General features: G+C 59.4%; 21 protein-coding genes. 8 read left to right on the top strand and 13 right to left on the bottom strand.

What is annotated here, in order from left to right; all coding sequences use genetic code 11:
* Window positions 1-2: 2 nt before the first annotated feature.
* Window positions 3-728: a two-component system response regulator ChvI gene (chvI, locus tag ACQZ60_RS22585; protein ID WP_003505377.1), complete on the bottom strand. Its 726-nt coding sequence runs from the start codon at window positions 726-728 to the stop codon at window positions 3-5.
* A gap of 339 nt (window positions 729-1,067) precedes the next feature.
* Here chvI and ACQZ60_RS22590 point away from each other — a divergent pair, with 339 nt between their 5' ends.
* The 3 genes from ACQZ60_RS22590 to lysM all read left to right on the top strand — a co-directional run bounded on the left by ACQZ60_RS22590 (window position 1,068) and on the right by lysM (window position 3,761).
* Window positions 1,068-2,678: a phosphoenolpyruvate carboxykinase gene (locus ACQZ60_RS22590; RefSeq protein ID WP_448736155.1), complete on the top strand. Its 1,611-nt coding sequence runs from the start codon at window positions 1,068-1,070 to the stop codon at window positions 2,676-2,678.
* A gap of 112 nt (window positions 2,679-2,790) precedes the next feature.
* Window positions 2,791-3,225 carry an alternative ribosome rescue aminoacyl-tRNA hydrolase ArfB gene (arfB, locus tag ACQZ60_RS22595; protein WP_448736156.1) on the top strand — a complete coding sequence of 145 codons (435 nt, stop codon included), beginning with the start codon at window positions 2,791-2,793 and terminating at the stop codon, window positions 3,223-3,225.
* An 86-nt stretch (window positions 3,226-3,311) separates the two neighbouring features.
* Window positions 3,312-3,761, top strand: a complete 450-nt coding sequence (gene lysM / locus ACQZ60_RS22600; RefSeq protein WP_020808713.1) for a peptidoglycan-binding protein LysM — start codon at window positions 3,312-3,314, stop codon at window positions 3,759-3,761.
* A 42-nt stretch (window positions 3,762-3,803) separates the two neighbouring features.
* On the opposite strand, the gene coaA is transcribed toward lysM, so the two are convergent.
* The 7 genes from coaA to hisB are packed head-to-tail and all read right to left on the bottom strand — an operon-like array spanning window position 3,804 to window position 8,424.
* A complete protein-coding gene (gene coaA, locus ACQZ60_RS22605; protein WP_020808714.1) occupies window positions 3,804-4,805 on the bottom strand; it encodes a type I pantothenate kinase in 1,002 nt (333 codons plus the stop codon).
* Window positions 4,802-5,125, bottom strand: a complete 324-nt coding sequence (locus ACQZ60_RS22610; protein WP_448736157.1) for a phosphoribosyl-ATP diphosphatase — start codon at window positions 5,123-5,125, stop codon at window positions 4,802-4,804. The genes coaA and ACQZ60_RS22610 overlap by 4 nt, the downstream gene beginning before the upstream one ends.
* A gap of 15 nt (window positions 5,126-5,140) precedes the next feature.
* Window positions 5,141-5,917, bottom strand: coding sequence for an imidazole glycerol phosphate synthase subunit HisF (gene hisF / locus ACQZ60_RS22615; RefSeq protein WP_142912865.1), 777 nt, complete (start codon window positions 5,915-5,917; stop codon window positions 5,141-5,143).
* Window positions 5,914-6,657 carry a 1-(5-phosphoribosyl)-5-[(5-phosphoribosylamino)methylideneamino]imidazole-4-carboxamide isomerase gene (hisA, locus tag ACQZ60_RS22620; protein WP_448736158.1) on the bottom strand — a complete coding sequence of 248 codons (744 nt, stop codon included), beginning with the start codon at window positions 6,655-6,657 and terminating at the stop codon, window positions 5,914-5,916. Before hisA ends, hisF begins: the two co-directional genes overlap by 4 nt.
* 1 nt (window position 6,658) lies before the next feature.
* Complete coding sequence (gene hisH, locus ACQZ60_RS22625) at window positions 6,659-7,309, bottom strand: imidazole glycerol phosphate synthase subunit HisH (protein ID WP_174057580.1); 651 nt, start codon at window positions 7,307-7,309, stop codon at window positions 6,659-6,661.
* Between the two features lies 1 nt (window position 7,310).
* The gene (locus tag ACQZ60_RS22630; protein ID WP_448736159.1) at window positions 7,311-7,805 is read right to left on the bottom strand and encodes a DUF2628 domain-containing protein; all 495 of its coding nucleotides are present in this window, start codon (window positions 7,803-7,805) and stop codon (window positions 7,311-7,313) included.
* 22 nt (window positions 7,806-7,827) lie between these two features.
* Entirely contained in the window at window positions 7,828-8,424 is a 597-nt protein-coding gene (gene hisB, locus ACQZ60_RS22635; protein WP_003521196.1) for an imidazoleglycerol-phosphate dehydratase HisB, read from the bottom strand.
* A 201-nt stretch (window positions 8,425-8,625) separates the two neighbouring features.
* Between hisB and hslV the strand changes: the two genes are divergently transcribed.
* From hslV to ACQZ60_RS22655, 4 genes are all read left to right on the top strand, one after another.
* Window positions 8,626-9,150 carry an ATP-dependent protease subunit HslV gene (hslV, locus tag ACQZ60_RS22640; protein ID WP_003521197.1) on the top strand — a complete coding sequence of 175 codons (525 nt, stop codon included), beginning with the start codon at window positions 8,626-8,628 and terminating at the stop codon, window positions 9,148-9,150.
* A 74-nt stretch (window positions 9,151-9,224) separates the two neighbouring features.
* A complete protein-coding gene (gene hslU, locus ACQZ60_RS22645; RefSeq protein WP_003521199.1) occupies window positions 9,225-10,532 on the top strand; it encodes an ATP-dependent protease ATPase subunit HslU in 1,308 nt (435 codons plus the stop codon).
* 199 nt (window positions 10,533-10,731) lie between these two features.
* The gene (locus tag ACQZ60_RS22650) at window positions 10,732-11,697 is read left to right on the top strand and encodes a DUF1402 family protein (RefSeq protein WP_448736160.1); all 966 of its coding nucleotides are present in this window, start codon (window positions 10,732-10,734) and stop codon (window positions 11,695-11,697) included.
* 119 nt (window positions 11,698-11,816) lie between these two features.
* Window positions 11,817-13,985 (top strand): malate synthase G, encoded by a 2,169-nt coding sequence (locus tag ACQZ60_RS22655; protein WP_448736161.1) that lies wholly within the window; start codon window positions 11,817-11,819, stop codon window positions 13,983-13,985.
* A gap of 77 nt (window positions 13,986-14,062) precedes the next feature.
* Here ACQZ60_RS22655 and ACQZ60_RS22660 read toward each other — a convergent pair whose 3' ends face one another.
* Window positions 14,063-14,776, bottom strand: a complete 714-nt coding sequence (locus tag ACQZ60_RS22660) for a L,D-transpeptidase (protein WP_003521204.1) — start codon at window positions 14,774-14,776, stop codon at window positions 14,063-14,065.
* A 183-nt stretch (window positions 14,777-14,959) separates the two neighbouring features.
* Here ACQZ60_RS22660 and ACQZ60_RS22665 point away from each other — a divergent pair, with 183 nt between their 5' ends.
* Window positions 14,960-15,445 (top strand): MmcB family DNA repair protein, encoded by a 486-nt coding sequence (locus tag ACQZ60_RS22665; protein WP_004444350.1) that lies wholly within the window; start codon window positions 14,960-14,962, stop codon window positions 15,443-15,445.
* Window positions 15,446-15,451: 6 nt separating this feature from the next.
* On the opposite strand, the gene ACQZ60_RS22670 is transcribed toward ACQZ60_RS22665, so the two are convergent.
* From ACQZ60_RS22670 to ACQZ60_RS22685, 4 genes are all read right to left on the bottom strand, one after another.
* Window positions 15,452-16,039, bottom strand: coding sequence for an ActR/PrrA/RegA family redox response regulator transcription factor (locus tag ACQZ60_RS22670; RefSeq protein ID WP_149741945.1), 588 nt, complete (start codon window positions 16,037-16,039; stop codon window positions 15,452-15,454).
* A gap of 73 nt (window positions 16,040-16,112) precedes the next feature.
* Window positions 16,113-17,420 carry a two-component system sensor histidine kinase ActS gene (actS, locus tag ACQZ60_RS22675; RefSeq protein WP_448736162.1) on the bottom strand — a complete coding sequence of 436 codons (1,308 nt, stop codon included), beginning with the start codon at window positions 17,418-17,420 and terminating at the stop codon, window positions 16,113-16,115.
* Window positions 17,421-17,449: 29 nt separating this feature from the next.
* A complete protein-coding gene (hrpB, locus tag ACQZ60_RS22680) occupies window positions 17,450-19,936 on the bottom strand; it encodes an ATP-dependent helicase HrpB (RefSeq protein WP_448736163.1) in 2,487 nt (828 codons plus the stop codon).
* Between the two features lie 53 nt (window positions 19,937-19,989).
* The coding region (locus ACQZ60_RS22685; RefSeq protein WP_448736164.1) for a hypothetical protein at window positions 19,990-20,216 on the bottom strand (227 nt) is incomplete at its 5' end.

Below are 20,216 nucleotides of genomic sequence, written 5' to 3' on the forward strand. Positions count from 1 at the left end.
GTTCAGGCCGCTTCGCGGAAGCGATATCCTACGCCATAAAGCGTTTCAATCATATCGAAGTCGCCATCGACCAGTTTGAACTTCTTGCGAAGGCGCTTGATGTGGCTGTCGATGGTGCGGTCGTCCACATAGACCTGCTCGTCATAGGCGGCATCCATCAGCGCGTCGCGGCTTTTCACCACGCCCGGCCGCTGCGCCAGCGAATGCAGGATGAGGAATTCGGTGACGGTCAGCGTCACCGGCTCACCCTTCCAGGTGCAGGTGTGGCGTTCCTGATCCATGGCAAGCTGCCCGCGCTCCAGCGTGCGCGCCTGCTGGTCGGCGGTCGGCTTCAGCACGCTGCCGGTTGCGGCGGAAGCCTCGCGGCTGCTGGCGCGGCGCAGGATGGCCTTGACGCGTTCGACCAGAAGGCGCTGCGAGAAGGGTTTCGTGATGAAGTCGTCGGCGCCCATCTTCAGGCCGAACAATTCATCGATCTCTTCATCCTTGGAGGTGAGGAAGATCACCGGCAGATCCGACTTCTGGCGAAGGCGCCGCAAAAGCTCCATGCCGTCCATGCGGGGCATCTTAATATCGAAAATGGCGAGCTGCGGCGGACGGGCGATCAACCCGTCAAGCGCGGAAGCGCCGTCCGTATACGTTTCGACCCGGTAGCCTTCGGCTTCGAGCGCGATCGATACCGAAGTCAGAATATTCCGGTCGTCGTCGACAAGCGCGATCGTCTGCATGTAGTTGGTCTCCATCGTCATTTTCTCGTAACTCCCGACATTCACCCAGCCAAGGTTGTGCGCCGCGAGCCACTCTCTTGAGTATAAAGGTGGAACAAATTGTGGCAAAGGAAAACTCGCTCCGAAATCGCCGCTCAGGCGGGAGCGGATTTTGCGAAAAGGCCGCAGCTGGATTTTAATGCGCCTTCAACCGATTTAAAAAGAAATAAAATCTTTTAAATCGATTAATATATTGAAATCACTAAGTTTTTTAAAGTCCGGCTCTTGCGTTTCCAAAAGCTGCCACGTATTTTCCGAGGAAATTTCAACGTCCTTATCGTCATTAACAAGGAACGCGTCATGAACGAGCTTGGGGTTCATAATCCTGCCAATGGAGTTGCGGAACTCGGACTGGGCGAGGCCTCCCGCGTCTTTTATAACCTCAACGAGAGCGAATTATACGAAGAGGCGATCCGCAATGGCGAGGCCGAACTGACCATCGATGGCGCGCTGCGCGCCGTCACGGGCCAGCACACGGGCCGTTCTCCGAAGGACAAATTCGTCGTCCGCGACGCGTCCACCGAGAACACCATCTGGTGGGACAACAACAAGCCGCTTTCGCCGGAAAATTTCGAGCTGCTGCGTCAGGACATGCTGGCCCATGCTGCCGGCAAGACGCTTTACGTGCAGGATCTGATCGGCGGCGCCGATGAGGAAAACGCTCTGCCGACACGCGTCGTCACCGAACTTGCCTGGCATTCGCTGTTCATCCGCAATCTGCTGATCCGTCCGAAGCGGGAAAAACTGGCGGGTTTCAAACAGAAGCTGACCATCATCAACCTGCCGAGCTTCAAGGCCGATCCGGCCCGTCACGGTGTGCGTTCGGAAACCGTCATCGCCTGCGATCTGACCAACGGCCTCGTCCTCATCGGCGGCACGTCCTATGCCGGTGAAAACAAGAAGTCGGTCTTCACGGTGCTGAACTACCTGCTTCCGGCCAAGGGCGTCATGCCCATGCATTGCTCCGCCAATGTCGGTCCGCAGGGTGATTCCGCCGTGTTCTTCGGCCTTTCCGGCACCGGCAAGACCACGCTGTCTGCCGATCCGTCGCGCACGCTGATCGGCGATGACGAACATGGCTGGGGCGAACACGGCATCTTCAACTTCGAAGGTGGCTGCTATGCCAAGGCGATCAAGCTTTCGGCCGAAGCCGAGCCGGAAATCTACGCCGCGACCCGCTGTTTCGGCACGGTTCTTGAGAACGTTGTGCTGGACGAAAACCGCGTTCCCGATTTCAACGACAACTCGCTGACGGAAAACACCCGCAGCGCCTATCCGCTGCACTTCATTCCGAATGCATCGGAAACGGGCATTGCCGGCCATCCGAAAACGATCATCATGCTGACGGCGGATGCCTTCGGCGTGCTGCCGCCGATCGCCCGGCTGACGCCGGAACAGGCCATGTACCACTTCCTCTCCGGTTACACCGCAAAGGTCGCCGGCACAGAAAAGGGCGTAACGGAACCGGAAGCGACCTTCTCCACCTGCTTCGGCGCACCCTTCATGCCGCGCCATCCGGCGGAATACGGCAACCTGCTGCGTGAGCTGATCGGCAAGCATGGCGTCGATTGCTGGCTGGTCAATACCGGCTGGACCGGCGGTGCTTACGGCGTCGGCAAGCGCATGCCCATCAAGGCGACCCGTGCGCTTCTGACCGCCGCATTGACCGGCGACCTGAAGAATGCGGAATTCCGCACCGATGCGAATTTCGGTTTCGCCGTGCCGCTGTCGCTGGATGGCGTCGACAGCGCGATCCTCGATCCGCGTTCGACCTGGGCCGATGGCGCAGCCTATGACGCGCAGGCGAAGAAGCTGGTGTCGATGTTCGTCACCAACTTCACCAAGTTCGAAGACCACGTCGACAGCAAGGTTCGCGACGCTGCACCGGGCCTTTTGCTCGCGGCTGAATGAATGAAGCCTCATTTATGAGGAGGAGGGGACCCGGCCTTGTGCCGGGTTCTTTCGTTTGGCCTGCTGTTTCCATTCCTGCCGATCTATGGCATCACCGGCGCGGAGAAAGATCATGGCCAGCGACCCGCTTTACATCAGCAACCGTATCACCATCGCCGGCTGGGAGCTGACGGAGCAATTCGTGCTGGCCGGAGGGCCGGGCGGCCAGAACGTCAACAAAGTCTCGACGGCGGTTCAGCTGTTTTTCGACATAGCCAATTCGCCCTCCCTGCCGGACCGGGTAAAGACCAATGCCCTGCGCCTCGGTGGCAGGCGTGTGTCGAAAGACGGCGTGCTGATGATAGAGGCGAGCCGGTTTCGCAGCCAGGAGCGCAATCGCGAAGACGCGCGCGAGAGGCTGAAGGAACTGATCCTCGAAGCTGCCGCCCCTCCGCCGCCGGTGCGCAAGGCCACCAAGCCAACCAAGGGCTCCGTCGAGCGCCGCCTCAAGGCGAAGTCCGATCGCTCCGATATCAAGAAAATGCGCGGCAAGCCCTCGGGCGAATAAGCGACGGTGAGACGGCGAATGTTTCACCCTTGTCATAGAGCTTCAAATATCGTCTGGTAAGCCTCCCTACAACCAAGGAGGGTGCTATGGGTCTGTTCAATTTCATCAAGGAAGCGGGAAAGAAGCTCGGTATCGGCGGCGATGATGCCCCGGATGTCGAAGCGGTCAAGAAGGAACTCGCTTCCCACGATCTCGGCACGGACAAGGTTCAGGTCGAGGTGGTGGACGACAAGGTCGTTCTGAAGGGCGAAGTGGCCGATCAGTCGGTTTTCGAAAAGGCGGTCATCGCGGTCGGCAATACGCTCGGCATTTCCAAGGTCGAGGCCGGCGAGCTGAAAGTGACTGAGGCGCCGGCGAAAGAACCTGTCTTCTACACGGTCAAGAAGGGCGACAATCTCTGGAAGATTGCGGAAGCCCAGTACGGCAAGGCCAATGGCGCGAAGAACAATATCATCTTCGAAGCCAACAAGCCGATGCTGACACATCCCGACAAGATTTATCCCGGACAGGTTCTGCGTATTCCTGACCTTGCATAGTAGCGATTTTCACCGCCGGAGATGCCGCCACGCGCGGCATCTTCACAGCTTGCGAAGCGCTACTGTGTCGATCAGGTGGTTCTTGCCCTTGCGAAGGATAAGATCGGCGCGCGGGCGCGTCGGCACGATGTTTTGCCGCAGGTTCTTCAGGTTGATGTTTTGCCAGAGACCTTCGGCAATGCTCAGCGCCGCCTCTTCGCTGATCGAGGCATAACGGTTGAAGAACGAATTGGGATCGCGGAAGGCGGTTTTCCTGAGATTCATGAACCGGTTCACATACCAGTTGTGAATAAGGCCCTCATCGGCATCGATATAAATCGAGAAATCGAAGAAGTCGGAAACGATCGGCACGATCCGCCCGCCTGCCGGCAGGTCACGCGATTGCAGCACGTTGATGCCTTCGAAGATGAGAATATCAGGCTGGTCGATGACAGTAAATTCGTTCGGCAGAACGTCATAGGTCAGGTGCGAATAACGCGGCGCTTTCACATTCGGCTGGCCCGCCTTGATCGCCGACAGGAAACGTAAGAGCGCGCCGATATCGTAGCTTTCGGGAAAGCCCTTGCGCTCCATCAGGTTTTCCCGCCGCAGAACCTCATTCGGATAAAGAAATCCGTCTGTCGTGATGAGATCGACCTTGGGGCTTGAGGGCCAACGGGCCAGAAGCTCCTTCAGGATACGTGCCGTCGTCGATTTTCCAACCGCCACGGAGCCGGCAATGCCGATAACGAAGGGCGTCTTGTTGACATCCGCCATGTTGAGGAAGCGGTTGCGCTGTTCGAACAGCAGCTGCGACGCTTCCACATGCGATGACAGGAGGCGCGAGAGCGACAGGTAGATGCGCCGCACTTCGTCCAGATCGATCGGGTCGTCCAGCGAGCGCAGACGTTTGACCTCGTCGGCAGAAAGCGTCAGTGGCGTATCGGCACGAAACTTCGACCATTCTTCCGAACTGAAGAAGTGATAGGGCGAATATTCATCCGGTCGGAAATGATCGAGTGTGCTCGGCATGCCTCTCTCCCCGCTGCCTGCCTCGACATTCATGATGTCGGCCTCGCCGCTTTTTCCGCAAGGCCGGTTTGCCCCGTCCGGCGCTCCAGCTCGGCAAAAACGTCGTCCAACGGAATGTCTGCGATCTTCAGCACCACCAGCAGATGGTAAATCAGATCGGCCGCTTCGTTCTTCAGCCCGTCGCGATCTTTCGCGATAGCGGCGATCACGGCTTCGACCGCTTCTTCGCCGAGTTTTTTCGCCGCACGCTCCTGGCCCGCCGCAACAAGTTTGGCCGTCCAGGATTCGTCAGGAGAGGCAGCGGCACGGGTCGCGACGATGCGTTCCAGATCGGAAAGGGAAAATGCGCTCATGGAAAATTCCTGCAATCAGTCGAGACGCATGGCGATGCCGTGCTCGGCCATATAGGTCTTGGCTTGCCCGATCGAATAGGTGCCGAAGTGGAAGATGGAGGCAGCGAGCACCGCAGTTGCGTGGCCATCGCGCACGCCCGCCACCAGATCGTCCAGCGTGCCGACGCCGCCTGAGGCGATGACGGGCACGCGAACCTGATCGGCAATGCTGCGCGTCAGGCCGATATCGTATCCACTCTTGGTGCCGTCGCGATCCATCGAGGTAACAAGCAATTCGCCGGCGCCGCGTTCGACCATCTTGATGGCGAATTCCACGGCGTCGATACCCGTCGGCTGGCGTCCGCCATGGGTGAAGATTTCCCAGCGGCCTTCTTCTCCATCCTTCGAAACCCGCTTGGCGTCGATGGAAACGACGATGCACTGGTTGCCGAACTTGTCGGCCGCCTGCGCCACGAAATCCGGATCCTTGACGGCCGCGGAGTTGATCGAGACCTTGTCCGCACCGCAAAGGAGCAGCTTGCGAATATCCGCGACGCTGCGAACCCCGCCACCGACGGTCAGCGGCATAAAGCAATGATCGGCGGTACGCGAGACGACATCGAAGATCGTGTCGCGATTATCCGAAGAGGCGGTGATGTCGAGGAAGCAGAGTTCGTCCGCTCCCGCCGCATCATAGGCTTTCGCTGCCTCGACCGGATCGCCGGCATCGATCAGGTCGACGAAGTTCACGCCCTTGACGACACGGCCATCTTTCACATCAAGGCAGGGAATAACGCGGGCTTTGAGGGTCATACGCGTACCTCCTTTGCAGCCTTGATAAGGGCAAGCGCCTCGGCGGGGTCGATGCGGCCGTCGTAAAGCGCGCGGCCGGAAATCGCGCCTTCGAGCTTTGCGGCATCCGGCTGCAACATGCGCTTGATGTCGTCGATGGAGGCGAGACCGCCCGAGGCGATGACCGGGATGGAAACGGCATCCGCCAGTTCCAGCGTCGAAGCCCAGTTGATGCCGGCCAGAATGCCGTCGCGATCGATATCGGTGTAGATGATGGCCGCGACACCGGCACCTTCGAAGCGTTTGGCCAGTTCGATGACGCCGAGTTCGGACGCTTCCGCCCAGCCTTCAACAGCGACCTTGCCGCCCTTGGCATCGATGCCGACGGCGACCTGACCGGGGAAACGCTTGCAGGCTTCGATGACCAGAACCGGGTCGCGCACCGCAACGGTGCCGAGAATGACACGGGCAAGCCCACGGCTCAGCCACGCCTCGATATGGTCGAGCGTGCGGATGCCGCCGCCAAGCTGCACCGGGTTTTTCGTGGCTTTCAGAATGGCGTCGACAGCCTCGCCATTCACCGTCTGGCCGGCAAAGGCGCCGTTGAGATCAACAACATGCAGCCATTCGAAGCCCTGATCCTCGAAGGCCTTGGCCTGTGCGCCGGGGTCCTCGTTGTAAACGGTGGCCTGCTCCATATCGCCGAGTTTCAGGCGAACGCACTGGCCGTCTTTAAGGTCGATTGCGGGAAAAAGAATCATGTCAGGGCTTCCAGCGCAGGAAATTGGAAATCAGGGCAAGGCCGAGCGTCTGGCTTTTTTCCGGGTGGAACTGCGCCCCCGCCATATTGTCGCGACCGACGAAAGCCGTCATTGCGCCACCGTAATTGGTGGTGGCGATGACATCCGTCGAGTGCTTGGCGGCCAGATGATAGGAATGCACGAAATAGGCGTGTAACCCGTCCGCGCCGGTCTTGATGCCGTCGAACAGCGGGTGGGCGTGGCGAATTTCCAGTGTGTTCCAGCCGATCTGCGGAATTTTGAGGCTGGGATCGGATGGCGTCATTTCAACGACATCGCCTTCGATCCAGCCAAGGCCGTTGCTGACAGTCTTTTCCAGCCCGCGCGAGGACATTAGCTGCATGCCGACGCAGATACCAAGGAACGGATGGGCCTTTTTCTCCACGGCTTCGATAAGTGCGTCATGCATGCCGGGAACGGCGTCGAGACCAGCGCGGCAATCCGCGTAGGCGCCGACGCCCGGCAGAACGATGCGATCCGCCGAGGCGACGTGATCCGGCTTGTCGGTCAGATCAATGGTTGCATTGATGCCGGCTTCGCGGGCGGCACGCTCGAAAGCTTTTGTAGCCGAACGCAGGTTGCCCGAACCGTAGTCGATGATCGCGACACGCATGTCAGCGCCTTCCATTCAAGTCGAAAAGAAACGATCCGGCGGGATCGTTGACGAAGTTTTTGTCGCCGCTCTTTTGCGGCGAAGGGGTCCAGACCGGCTGGGACAGCTGTTCCGCCCTCTCGGTGTTTTCGGAGAGACCGGAGAAATATATGTCTTCGGCGCTCGAAAGATCAGGGGCGGAAACGACTGTAATCAGCGTCCAGCCTTTGCGGATCAGGTGCCGGACGAGAAAATCGCGTCCCTCCAGTGCCGTGATGAGCCCGATGGCGAAACCGCAGAGAATGCCAACCGGTTCGAATCCGGCTAATATCGAGACCTGGCCGGCCAGAAGGAGCGCGATTACAACCACCGCCGTTGCCAGCCACAGGCGGTTGATGGCGAGCCATAGCCAGGGCGCAATGAGAGCCAGCCAGACGAAACGGTCTGCAACAAAGCGGGTCGTCTTGTGGTCCCTGTCCGGCCCGTTGGGGGCTTCCAGAACGAGATAGCTTGTCATGGGCTTCCTGACAGCTTTGGCGTCAGGCCAGCATGCCCTTCGTGGAGGGAACGCGGCCTGCCTGCCGGGGGTCGATCTCGGTTGCCGTGCGAAGAACGCGGGCAACGGCCTTGAAGCATGTTTCGGCGATATGATGGTTGTTGGCGCCGTAATGGTTCAGGATATGCAATGTGATGCCGGCATTCTGCGCCAGCGCCTGAAAGAACTCGCGCACCAGTTCCGTGTCGAAGGTGCCGATCTTCGGCGCGGAAAAATTTACGTTCCATACGAGAAAGGGCCGGCCGGAAATATCGACGGCGGCCTTGGTCATCGTCTCGTCCATGGCAAGATCGAGCGAGGCATAACGGGTAATGCCGCGCCGGTCGCCCAGCGCTCTGGCAATGGCCTGGCCGATGGCAATGCCCGTATCTTCCACAGTGTGATGGTCATCGATATGCAGGTCGCCCTGAACCTCGATCTCCATATCGATCAGCGAATGGCGGCTGAGCTGGTCCAGCATATGGTCGAAAAATCCCACCCCGGTGGAAATTTTCGATTTGCCGGTGCCGTCGATATCCACGCGCACCGAAACCGAGGTTTCGTTGGTCTTGCGGATAATCTCGCCTTTACGTTCTGCCATTTTGGCCGCTCCGTGAAAATGTCGCCGTTCCTTATCAGCACGGGACACAAATATCCAGTTGTTCCATCGTCTTGCCTGACATGCTCAAAACGGTGCGTCGCCTCGAAGATTGCAATCGTGAAAAGCAAACTTACATAGAACCCGAGAAGGGCCGCATCCCGGCCCGTTAACCGCAGGCCCGGCAGGGCAGACAGGTGTTTGATGACAACAATTATTACAGTCAGGAAGGGCGGCAAGGTCGTCATGGCTGGCGATGGTCAGGTAAGCCTTGGCCAGACCGTCATGAAGGGCAATGCCCGCAAGGTTCGCCGCATCGGCAAGGGCGAAGTGATTGCCGGTTTTGCCGGTGCGACGGCGGATGCCTTCACGTTGCTTGATCGTCTTGAAAAGAAACTCGAGCAATATCCTGGCCAGCTGATGCGTGCAGCTGTAGAGCTTGCGAAGGACTGGCGCACGGATAAATATCTGCGCAATCTCGAAGCCATGATGCTGGTGGCTGATAAATCCACCACGCTCGCCATCACCGGCAATGGCGATGTGCTGGAACCGGAACATGGCGCGATTGCCATCGGTTCCGGCGGCAATTACGCCTTCGCGGCTGCCCGCGCCATGATGGACACGGACAAATCGGCGGAAGAGGTGGCGCGCCAGTCGCTCGATATCGCCGCCGATATCTGCGTTTATACCAACCACAATCTCGTCGTCGAAACGCTCGACGCCGAATAAGCTAGTTTCTCACCCAAGGGTCCTGTGGGCCGGGCCGGAATGGCCGGCCGGAACAGGAAAGCCGAGAGGATAGAATGACCACTTTTTCTCCCCGGGAAATCGTCTCGGAACTCGACCGCTTCATCATCGGCCAGCATGAGGCCAAACGTGCGGTGGCGATTGCGCTGCGTAACCGCTGGCGCCGCCAGCAGCTCGATGAGAGCCTGCGCGATGAAGTCATGCCGAAAAACATTCTCATGATCGGGCCGACCGGTGTCGGCAAGACGGAGATTTCCCGCCGCCTTGCCAAGCTGGCCGGTGCACCCTTTATCAAGGTCGAGGCGACCAAGTTCACCGAAGTCGGTTATGTCGGCCGCGATGTCGAACAGATCATCCGCGATCTGGTCGAGATCGGCATTGGCCTCGTCCGTGAAAAGAAGCGTGCCGAAGTGCAGGCCAAGGCGCATCAGAGCGCTGAGGAACGGGTGCTCGATGCGCTGGTTGGCGCAACCGCATCGCCCGGCACGCGTGAAAGCTTCCGCAAGAAGCTGCGCGACGGCGAACTGGACGACAAGGAAATCGACATCGAGGTGGCGGATAGTGGCTCGGGCATGCCCGGTTTCGAAATTCCCGGCATGCCGGGCGCCAATATCGGCGTTCTCAACCTGTCGGAAATGTTCGGCAAGGCCATGGGCGGACGCACCAAGAAAGTGCGCACCACGGTATCGAAATCCTATGCCGATCTTATCCGCGATGAATCCGACAAGCTGCTCGACAATGAAATGATCCAGCGCGAGGCGGTGAAGTCGGTGGAAAATGACGGCATCGTCTTCCTCGACGAAATCGACAAGATCGCCGCCCGCGACGGCGGCATGGGTGCCGGCGTCTCGCGTGAAGGCGTTCAGCGCGATCTGCTTCCGCTTGTCGAAGGCACGACGGTTTCGACGAAATACGGGCCGGTGAAGACTGACCACGTCCTCTTCATTGCATCGGGCGCCTTCCATGTGGCGAAGCCTTCGGACCTCCTGCCCGAACTTCAGGGCCGTCTGCCGATCCGCGTCGAGCTGAAGCCGCTGACCAAGGAGGATTTCCGCCGTATCCTGACGGAGACGGAAGCGAGCCTCATCCGCCAGTACAAGGCGCTGATGGCGACGGAAGAACTCGACCTCGATTTCACCGATGATGCAATCGATGCTCTGGCCGATGTGGCCGTTCATCTCAATTCGTCGGTCGAGAATATCGGTGCGCGCCGTCTGCAGACGGTGATGGAGCGCGTTCTGGACGAGATTTCCTTCAATGCGCCGGATCGCGGCGGTTCCGCCGTCAAGATCGATCAGGAATATGTCCGCAAACATGTCGGCGATCTCGCCGCCGATACGGACTTGTCCCGCTATATTCTCTGAAGACTTCAGGGATACGAGAAAGAAGAGTGCGGCCATATTTGCCGCACTCTTTTATTTTATCCGCCTTGTCTCGCATTCAGCCCGCATTTTGTTTATGGGAAGGGCTGCATTCCGGTTGGAACCGCTTTAGTGGAATGATCCGGTTTTCCCAGCGTATTTCGCTGGCGGAAGCCGCAGGCTTGAGAAAAGGCATTCGCTCGTGCGCAAAACTCTTCTGGCATTTGCCGCTGCTTTGACGTTCACCGTCACCGCGTCTTCTTACGTCGAAGCCGCGACGGTCGTTCCGCCAGGCAATCGCAATGCCGAACAGCCCGGCGTTCCCGGCGCTTCCGCAAAAAGAACAAAAGCGTCCAACACCTCTTTCGAGCGCAAATACCAGAAGGTCATCGATCTTTTGTCCTCCGACAAGGCGCTGATCGCCAAGATCAAGTCGACGGCCGGGCGCTACGGCATCGATCCGATCCATATGATCGGCGCGATCGTCGGCGAACACACTTATAATGTCGACGCCTATGACCGGCTGCAGTCCTATTACGTCAAGGCGGCTTCTTACGCGGGCAACAGCTTCCGTTTTGGCTACAAGGACGAAACCATTGCGCAGTTTCTGACCCATTCGCAATTTGCCAAATGCCAGTCGAAAAAGGATTCCTACAGCCTCTGGAACTGTCGGGAAGATGTCTGGGAAGACAGTTTCCGCGGCAAGACGGTCGATGGTGTCGCCTATCCGAACAACCGTTTCAGTGCTGTGTTTTTCCAGCCCTTCTATGCCGGCCAGACCTTCGGCCTCGGCCAGATCAACCCGCTGACCGCGCTGATGTTGTCCGATATGGTGTCGAGAACTTCGGGCTATGAGAAGCTGGATGAAAACGACGCCACCGCCGTCTACACCGCTATCATGGACCCTGACCGGTCGCTCGCTTTCATGGCGGCCTCCATCCGCAAGTCTATCGACGACTATAAATCTATTGCCGACATGGATATTTCGAAAAATCCGGGTGTGACCTCCACGCTTTATAATGTCGGCGGGTCGCAGCAGCGTGCCGCTGCGCTTGCCCAGAAGAACCGCCAGCGCGCCGCAGGCGGGGAGCAGCCGCTGTTGCCGGAAGAAAACTACTACGGCTGGCTGGTGAATGATCGCATCAAGGATTTGCAGGCGCTTTTGTAGAAAAAGGCGACTATCGCCCGCATTGTTTCCGAAATGGAAATAATATTTGGCTGTCCGCTGCAATTGACGAGCGGCCGTTTCCGCGTCCAATCTGTGCCTTCAGAATAGAGGAGGCGCATGTGAGCCGCACGAATAAATTCGGTCTTTCCATCGATGACAGGCTTTATGCCTTTTTGACTGACGACGTCCTGCCCGGCACGGGTCTGGACGGCGAGGCGTTCTTCGAAGGTTTTTCGACCATTGTTCACGAGCTTTCTCCGAAGAACCGCGAATTGCTGGCAAAGCGTGACGCCCTGCAGGAAAAGCTGGATGGCTGGTATCGGCAGAATGGCGCGCCGGCGGATTTTGATGCCTATGAGGGCTTTCTGAAGGAAATCGGCTATCTGCTGCCGGAAGGTCCCGGCTTCCAGGTGGAAACCAGCAATGTCGACCCTGAAATCGCCGCCGTCGCCGGCCCGCAGCTCGTCGTCCCGGTCATGAATGCGCGTTATGCGCTGAATGCGGCCAATGCCCGCTGGGGTTCGCTCTACGACGCGCTTTACGGCACGGATGCTATTTCTGACGCCGATGGTGCGGAGAAGGGCAGGGGGTACAATCCGAAGCGCGGTGAAAAGGTCATTGCCTGGGCGCGAAACTTCCTCGATGAATCCGCTCCGCTGGAAACGGGAAGCTGGTCCGAGGTGACCGGTTTCAAGATCGAGGATGGCCTGTTGCAGCTTGCTATCGGCGACGCCAGGACTGGTCTCAAGGATGCAGCCCAGTTTGAGGGTTTCAGCGGCGAAGCGGAAAAGCCTGCAACGATCCTGCTCGGCAAGAATGGTTTGCACACCGAAATCGTCATCGATCCCACAACCGAAATCGGCAAGGGCGACAAGGCGGGAATCTCGGATGTCATTCTCGAATCCGCGCTCACGACCATCATGGATTGCGAAGATTCGGTTGCCGCCGTCGACGCTGAAGACAAGGTGCTGGTTTATGGCAACTGGCTTGGCCTGATGCGCGGCGACCTGACCGAAGAAGTCTCCAAGGGCGGCAAGACCTTTACCCGCAGCCTCAACCCGGATCGTTATTATACCGCTCCCAGCGGTTCCGCGCTCACACTACCGGGCCGTTCCCTGATGCTGGTGCGCAATGTCGGTCATCTGATGACCAATCCGGCGATCCTTGACAGGGACGGTCGGGAGGTTCCCGAAGGCATCATGGATGCCGTCGTCACGGCGTTGATCGCCCTCTATGATGTCGGTCCATCGGGGCGACGTCAGAATTCCCGCGCCGGCTCCATGTATGTGGTCAAGCCGAAGATGCACGGGCCGGAGGAAGTGGCCTTCGCCAACGAAATTTTCAGCCGGGTCGAAAAGCTTGTCGGCATGGCGCCGAACACTATGAAAATGGGCATCATGGATGAGGAGCGCCGCACCACGGTCAACCTCAAGGAAAGTATTCGCGCCGCGAAGGATCGCGTCGTCTTCATCAATACGGGCTTCCTCGACCGTACCGGTGACGAAATCCACACCTCGATGGAGGCGGGTCCGATGATCCGCAAGGGCGACATGAAGCAGGCGGCATGGATCGCGGCTTACGAGAACTGGAACGTCGATATCGGCCTCGAATGCGGCCTTTCCGGCCATGCGCAGATCGGCAAGGGCATGTGGGCGATGCCGGATTTGATGGCGGCTATGCTGGAGCAGAAGATCGCGCATCCGAAGGCCGGCGCCAATACGGCCTGGGTGCCGTCGCCGACGGCGGCGACGCTGCATGCCACGCATTATCACAAGGTCGATGTCGCTGCCGTTCAGGAAGGTTTGAAAAGCCGCGGCCGTGCGAAGCTTGCCGATATTCTGTCGGTGCCGGTCGCGCCGCGTCCCAACTGGACGCCGGAAGAAATCCAGCGCGAACTCGACAACAATGCGCAGGGCATTCTCGGATACGTCGTGCGCTGGGTCGATCAGGGCGTTGGTTGCTCCAAGGTGCCCGATATCAACAATATCGGGCTGATGGAAGACCGCGCCACGCTGCGCATCTCCGCGCAGCATATGGCGAACTGGCTGCGCCATGGTGTGGTGACGCAGGAACAGATCGTCGAGACCATGAAGCGCATGGCCGCCGTGGTCGATGCGCAGAATGCCGGCGATCCGGCCTATCTGCCGATGGCACCCGATTTCGACGGATCGGTGGCATTTCAGGCGGCTGTCGAACTGGTGCTGAAGGGCCGTGAACAGCCGAACGGCTACACCGAGCCGGTTCTGCACCGCCGCCGTCTGGAACTGAAGGCTAAACAGGCGGCCTGAAACCGTCAGCAGTCCTGAGAAACAAAAAAGCCGCCGGGGAAATCCACGGCGGCTTTTTCTTGTCTGGTATGTGATCTTTACTGGATCACGATGACCTTGGTGCTGCGGCCGGGACGAACGCGGCTGTAAAGGTCGATGACGTCCTGGTTGATCATGCGAATGCAGCCGGAAGAGGCGGCGGTGCCGATCGAGGCCCATTCGGGCGAACCATGGATGCGGAACAGCGTGTCCTGTCCCTTTTCATTGAAGAGATACATGGCGCGCGCGCCGAGCGGGTTGGTAAGACCCGGACCCATGCCGGCCTCGACATATTTGGCGACTTCCGGCTTACGGTCCGCCATTTCTTTCGGCGGATGCCACATCGGCCATTCCTGCTTCCAGGCGACATAGGCCTCACCGGCCCAGGCGAAACCTGCCTTGCCGACGCCGATGCCGTAGCGCACCGCGCGGTTGCCGGACAGGATATAATAGAGGTAACGCTCACGCGTATTGACGATGATGGTGCCGGCGCGTTCGGATGTCTGGAATTCGACGATCTGACGGCGGTACTTCTCATTCACACGATTGATCGGAATGGCCGGCAGCGCATAGCCCGCATCGGTCACCGGACCGTAAACATCGTTGAAGATCTGGACCGTTTCGACCTTCGCCGGAACGGGGTCAGCAACCGGTACTGACGCTGCGATCTTGCCGGAGGTCGGAGCGGAGGATTGGGAGGTAGTTTCGGCGCAGCCGGCCAGAGCCAGTGCTGCCGTCAGACCGAGTGCGGTCAATGGGGTACGGATGCGCATGTCGTTCTCGCGGAAAATTCGCCAAATTGTGCGAAAGAGTAGGCTTAATTGGATAAATCGGTTATTTTCCATTCAGCCGCTCTTGGCAAGCCGTTGCGCCGCCGCGAAACGGTCGGGCATTTAAAATTGCCGGTTGATTGCCTTTTTGCAACAATAGGCCAAACGCTTCAGCAGCCTTTATCCATGACTATTCTTTCCGTTACCAACAATAATCCGTTAATAGACGGTCGCCAGTCGGACAAGGCGATGCTGGTGCGCCGCGGCGTTCAGGTGCTTCTGCACGAAATGCGCCATTCGGTGCTGCCCGAACTGCCGCTTGCAAGCGGGAGACGGGCAGATCTCATCAGCCTGTCGGTCAAGGGTGAAATCTGGATCATAGAGATCAAATCCTCCATCGAGGATTTCCGTGTCGATCGCAAATGGCCGGAATACCGCCTGCATTGCGACCGGCTGTTCTTCGCCACCCATCCTGAAGTGCCGACCGACATATTCCCGGAGGAATGCGGGCTGATCCTGTCGGATGGATATGGCGCCCATATGCTGCGCGATGCGCCGGAGCATAAATTGCCGCCCGCAACCCGCAAGTCGGTGATGCTGGATTTCTCGCGAACCGCTGCGACCCGGCTGATGCTGGCTGAATGGACAACTGGGCGCAGCTTCGGAGAATGACTTCGGTTATTTGGGGGCGCGCTTGGCGAGAATGCGCTGCAGCGTTCGCCGGTGCATGTTCAGCCGGCGGGCGGTTTCCGAAACGTTGCGCTCGCACATTTCATAGACACGCTGAATATGCTCCCACCGAACTCGGTCTGCCGACATCGGGTTTTCCGGAACTTCGGTCTTTTCGCCCTTGCGCTGCGTCAGCGCATTGAACACATCGTCCGCATCGGCGGGCTTGGCCAGATAGTCCAGCGCCCCGAGTTTCACGGCGGTAACGGCGGTTGCGATATTACCGTAGCCGGTCAGAACGACGATCTGCGTATCGTCCCGGTTCTGCCTGATGGCCTCGATGACTTCCAGACCGTTGCCATCCGCAAGCCTCAGATCGACAACCGCATATTTCGGCGGTGCAGCCCTGGAGCGGGCAATGCCGTCGCTGACGGTCTCGGCGGTGTCGACGGTAAAGCCGCGTGTTTCCATTGCCCGGGCAAGCCGGCGCAGAAACGGGCCGTCATCATCGACGATCAGCAGCGATCTGTCGGGTCCGATCGGGTCGATGTCGTCCGTTGGCGCGCTGGTGGAGTTGTTCTGGTCTTCTGTCTTCATGTTTCCGGCCTTCCGGCAACTTCGTCGGCTTGGTTTTCTTCTTCTTATCGCCGCTTCAACGTGGATGGTAAAGTCAACGGCTTCTTTTATCGTCCATAAGCGCCCGAGGCCAGACGATTGTGACCCGCGCTCCGGTTCCGCTCGTGCCGCGATTTTCAAAGGTGACGGTGGCGCCGGAGCGCTCCAGCAGGGTCTTGGCGATGAAAAGCCCGAGTCCGAGCCCGCCCGCCCGGGTGTCATTGTGACGTTCGGTCACATAGGGCTCGCCGATACGGGCAAGCACGTCATGGGCATAACCCGGCCCATCGTCTTCAATGATGACGGCGACGTTCTGTTGATCGTAATCCACCGTCACGGTCACCTTTTCCCGCGCATAATCCACGCCGTTTTCAATGAGGTTGCCAAGACCGTAGATGATGCCGGCATTGCGGATACCGACCGGCTCATCGGCGCGATTGTTCTTTTCAACGAGTTCGAAGCGGATGCCGAATTCCCGGTGTGGCGCCATCACCTCCTCGATCAGCGAGGAGAGCGGCAGGCGGCGCATGTGCTCCTCATTGTCGGCGGAAAGCGAGGTGAGGCGGCGCAGAATGTCACGGCATCTTTCGCTCTGGCTGCGCAGCAGCGCTATATCTTCGCCGAATTTTTCGTCGTTTCCGAGTTCCCGCTCCATCTCCTTCGCAACGACGCTGATTGTTGCGAGCGGTGTGCCAAGCTCATGCGCGGCCGCCGCCGCCAGCCCATCCAGCTGCGAGAGATGTTTTTCCCGCTCCAGCACCAGCTCGGTTGCAGCCAACGCATCCGCCAGCTGATTGGCCTCATGCGAAACGCGATAGGCGTAAAAGGCCGCAAAAGAGGTCGTGGCGATGATGGCGACCCAGGTGCCGACATGCAGCAGAAGCTGGATCGGCAAAACCTCGCCGGGATACCACGGAACCGGAAAGGGCGAAAAGGCGATCGCGGTCGAGCAGATGACGGCAAAGCCGAGGAGAATGAGCGAATGCCGCAGCGGCTGGGAGGCAAAGGCGATGATGACCTGCACGCAGATCAGCGGTGCGAAAGGATTGGAAAGTCCGCCGGTGATGTAGATGAGCGCCGTCAATTGCAGCAGGTCGAAAGCCAGCAGCAATGTCGCTTCCCAGGGCTCCAGCCGATAGGTGGAGGGAAAGCGGGCGGTGAGAAACAGATTTGCAAGAGCGAGCGCCGCGATCAGAAGGCCGCAGGCCAGAAGCGGCAGGGGGAAATTGAGCCCGAAAGCGACAAGCAGGATCGTTGCCGTCTGTCCCGCAACCGCCAGCCAGCGCAGCCAGACGATGGTCTGCAGCCTTATCCTGCGGCTGGCGCGGCCGAGCCTCGTGGTTTCGATAGAATGGCCAGCCACCGTCATCTCCTTTGCCCTGTTCATCATCATCACGTCCCGCGCGGTTTTGCACGGCTTGTCGGCGGGGCCGATGCCGGGTCCTCCGGCCATGGATGGCGTGGATAACGTCCGCGCATATCCGCCCGCACATCCTTCCAGGATCCCGCCCAGAAGCCGGGAAGATCGCGTGTCGTCTGTATCGGCCTGTGCGCTGGCGAGGTCAATTCCAGGAGCAGCGGCAACCGCCCCTGCGCAATGGACGGGTGGGCTCTCAGCCCGAAAAGCTCCTGCACGCGAATGGAAAGCGTCGGTTCGCTGGCGTCGTAACGAATGGGATGCCGCTGTCCCGTCGGTGCTTCGAAATGCGTCGGCGCCAACTTGGCGAGATCGCGCGCCACCTCATGCGGCACCAGAGACTGGATCCCTTCGGAGAGGCTGCCGGGTCGGATGTCCTGCAGGCTGCGCGCACCGTTCTGAAAAGGCACGAACCATTCGTCCAGCTTGGAGAGCAATGCCTCGTCGCTGACATCCGGCCAGGGCTCCCCAATACTGGCGTTCAGAAAGCCGATCCTGTCGCGCAACTGCAGCGTCTCTTTCGAAAAAGGAAGTATGCCGATGCCGAATTCCCGAACGCCATTGGCGAGCGCCTGTGCCGCCTGTTCGCCCTCGGGACGGGGCAGGGGTGTCTCATCGAGGATGATGGCGCCAAGCCGCGTCACCTTTCGCGCGCGCGCCTGGCCGCTCGCCTTGTCGAAAAGCAGCTGGTCCTGCTGAACGACGAGGTGCGGCATCCGCTCTTCTACATCGCCCCTCTCTATGCCTGCCGCCGCAAGGATGCGCGGCTGCGCCGCTCGCCCCGTAATATCGGCAACCACCAGCATTTTGCTCGCCGCCAGCCGTTCTGTCTCGGCAAGCTCTGCGCCACGCCCGTTGGCCATCACATAACGTCCCCGCGCGCCACGCTGAAGCGCGATCCTGTCCGGATAGGCATGCAGCAGCAGCGGCCCGGCCTCACTCGGCAGCTCGGTTGCCGCCGTCTTGTCGCCGATCGCGTCGAACAGCCTCGATGCCAGCTTACGCGCCGCCTGCGCCCTTTCGCTCCTGTCGGAGAGAAAGCGCCGCAACCGCTCATCGAGATCGATGTCGTTTCCGCCGAGCCCCTGTTCCGTCAGCATGACGGCGAGCATCGCCGCCTTTTTCCCCGCGCCTTCGCTTGCCGCCGCAATCGCCATGGCCGCCAGCCGTGGCGGCAATGAAAGGCCGCGCATCAGATGGCCGCGCTGCGTCAGCGCTCCGCCTTTGTCGAGCGCGCCCAGATTTTTGAGAAGCGCCACTGATTCTTTCAGTGCGGCTTCGGGGGGCATATCCAGAAAGGCAAGAGAAGAGGGATCCTGAACACCCCAATGGGCGAGATCGAGCGCAAGGCCGGCAAGATCGCTCGCCAGAATTTGCGGTGGCGTAAAGGCGTTGAGCGCCGCCGTCTGCCCCGGATGCCACAGGCGGATCGCAACACCGGGTTCCGTTCGCCCGGCGCGACCCGCCCGCTGGTCGGCGGAAGCGCGCGACACCCGCACCGTCTCCAGTCTCGTGATTCCAGTTGCCGGCTCGAAGACAGGTAGCCGCTGCAATCCGCTGTCGATCACCACACGCACGCCATCGATGGTAATCGAGGTCTCTGCGATTGAGGTGGCCAGCACGATCTTGCGCCGTCCGGCCGGCGCCGGCTTTATCGCTGCATCCTGCTCTTTCTGCGAAAGGTTTCCGTAAAGCGGGATGATATCCGTATCGTCGGGAAAACGTCCCTCCAGCCGCGCGGCCGTTCGGGTAATTTCCGCCTGTCCCGGTAGAAAGGCGAGGATGGAGCCGGTTTCCGACCCATGGGCCTCAGTGATCGCCTTGGTGACTTTCTCTTCAATCGGCACGCCCTGCCAACGATCCTCATAACGAACGTCGATTGGAAACGTCCGCCCAAGGCTCTGAATGACCGGGGCGTCTGCCATCAGCGTGCTGATGCGTTCGACATCGAGAGTGGCGGACATGACGAGGATACGCAGATCATCCCGCAACCCACCCTGCACGTCGAGTGCAAGCGCCAGTCCGAAATCGCCGTCGAGCGAACGTTCGTGAAACTCGTCGAAAATCACCGTCGAAACGCCGGCAAGTTCAGGATCGTCCAGGACCATCCGGGCAAACACGCCTTCGGTCACCACTTCTATCCGGGTTTTCGAGGAGACGCGATTGTCGAGCCGCATACGATAGCCGACGGTTTGCCCGACATCCTCGTGAAGCAGCTCGGCCATGCGCCCGGCTGCGGCACGGGCGGCAAGCCGGCGGGGCTCGAGAAGAATGATCTTGCCGTCACCCCGCCAGTCCTGCTGCAAAAGATGAAGCGGCACGAGCGTCGTTTTACCCGCGCCCGGTGGCGCAGAAAGAACTGCGCGCTTCGCCCCGGCCAGAGCCTCGGCGATATCGCCGAGAACGGCACTAACGGGAAGTTCGGGCAACTCGGTCTTTTTAGGTACGGGCATTCTGGTCATGCAAACAGGCCTGCGGCATCTGGGGTGATGTTTAAGCGTCTCATATGCCGTTTCTAATGCACGGTCCCGCACTTTGACAGCCGTATGTAAGGAGCAGGCAAATGCTCCGTCGTCAAAGTTGCGGTTCCTTGCTCGCTATTTACAGTCAGGACCGGAGGGTAGGGCATTGGGCGTGTGGCGAAACGTCGGAAGATTCCGCCTTTTTCTCCGGTTCCCGTTAAAAACGCGAAACTACCTAATAAAATCAATATTTTGATAAAAATGTCAGTTTTTTGACGGT

The organism is Agrobacterium sp. 22-223-1 (assembly GCF_053522385.1).

Coding starts and splice junctions, on each gene's coding strand:
- ACQZ60_RS22670 (WP_149741945.1), bottom strand. CDS start 16,039: ATGAAGACAGAAGACCAGAACAACTCCACCAGCGCGCCAACGGACGAC.
- ACQZ60_RS22610 (WP_448736157.1), bottom strand. CDS start 5,125: ATGAGCGCATTTTCCCTTTCCGATCTGGAACGCATCGTCGCGACCCGT.
- coaA (WP_020808714.1), bottom strand. CDS start 4,805: ATGAATGTCGAGGCAGGCAGCGGGGAGAGAGGCATGCCGAGCACACTC.
- hisB (WP_003521196.1), bottom strand. CDS start 8,424: ATGGCAGAACGTAAAGGCGAGATTATCCGCAAGACCAACGAAACCTCG.
- hslV (WP_003521197.1), top strand. CDS start 8,626: ATGACAACAATTATTACAGTCAGGAAGGGCGGCAAGGTCGTCATGGCT.
- arfB (WP_448736156.1), top strand. CDS start 2,791: ATGGCCAGCGACCCGCTTTACATCAGCAACCGTATCACCATCGCCGGC.
- ACQZ60_RS22590 (WP_448736155.1), top strand. CDS start 1,068: ATGAACGAGCTTGGGGTTCATAATCCTGCCAATGGAGTTGCGGAACTC.
- hslU (WP_003521199.1), top strand. CDS start 9,225: ATGACCACTTTTTCTCCCCGGGAAATCGTCTCGGAACTCGACCGCTTC.
- hrpB (WP_448736163.1), bottom strand. CDS start 19,936: ATGACCAGAATGCCCGTACCTAAAAAGACCGAGTTGCCCGAACTTCCC.
- ACQZ60_RS22630 (WP_448736159.1), bottom strand. CDS start 7,805: ATGACAAGCTATCTCGTTCTGGAAGCCCCCAACGGGCCGGACAGGGAC.
- chvI (WP_003505377.1), bottom strand. CDS start 728: ATGCAGACGATCGCGCTTGTCGACGACGACCGGAATATTCTGACTTCG.
- hisH (WP_174057580.1), bottom strand. CDS start 7,309: ATGCGTGTCGCGATCATCGACTACGGTTCGGGCAACCTGCGTTCGGCT.
- ACQZ60_RS22660 (WP_003521204.1), bottom strand. CDS start 14,776: ATGCGCATCCGTACCCCATTGACCGCACTCGGTCTGACGGCAGCACTG.
- ACQZ60_RS22665 (WP_004444350.1), top strand. CDS start 14,960: ATGACTATTCTTTCCGTTACCAACAATAATCCGTTAATAGACGGTCGC.
- hisF (WP_142912865.1), bottom strand. CDS start 5,917: ATGACCCTCAAAGCCCGCGTTATTCCCTGCCTTGATGTGAAAGATGGC.
- hisA (WP_448736158.1), bottom strand. CDS start 6,657: ATGATTCTTTTTCCCGCAATCGACCTTAAAGACGGCCAGTGCGTTCGC.
- lysM (WP_020808713.1), top strand. CDS start 3,312: ATGGGTCTGTTCAATTTCATCAAGGAAGCGGGAAAGAAGCTCGGTATC.